General features: G+C 66.7%; 1 protein-coding gene. It reads left to right on the forward strand.

The features are described 5' to 3' along the window. Positions 1–282 (forward strand): DUF1522 domain-containing protein (locus TSA1_RS37815; protein ID WP_347338571.1); only part of this gene is annotated, 282 nt, incomplete at both ends.

The raw sequence follows: 282 nt of genomic DNA on the forward strand, positions 1-282 counted from the left end.
GGCCCAGACCATCTCGTCGGTCGCCGGCGGCAAGGTCATTCTGGAGAGTTCGACGGGTGCGGACCTGAACGTGACCGGCAAGGCCGATCTGCTCAAGGCTCTTGGCCTGAGCTCGGCCAGCGGTGGCGGCAACACGAGCGTGAGCGTGGCCCGCCAGACCAGCGCGGGTTCGCTGGGTGCTCTGGTTCAGGACGGTTCTGCGCTGAACGTCGACGGCCACATCATCACCTTCAAGAACGCGCAGACGCCGCAGTCGGCAGCCAGCGTGACCTCGGGTGGTGT

Source organism: Bradyrhizobium nitroreducens, from assembly GCF_002776695.1.
Taxonomy (GTDB): domain Bacteria; phylum Pseudomonadota; class Alphaproteobacteria; order Rhizobiales; family Xanthobacteraceae; genus Bradyrhizobium; species Bradyrhizobium nitroreducens.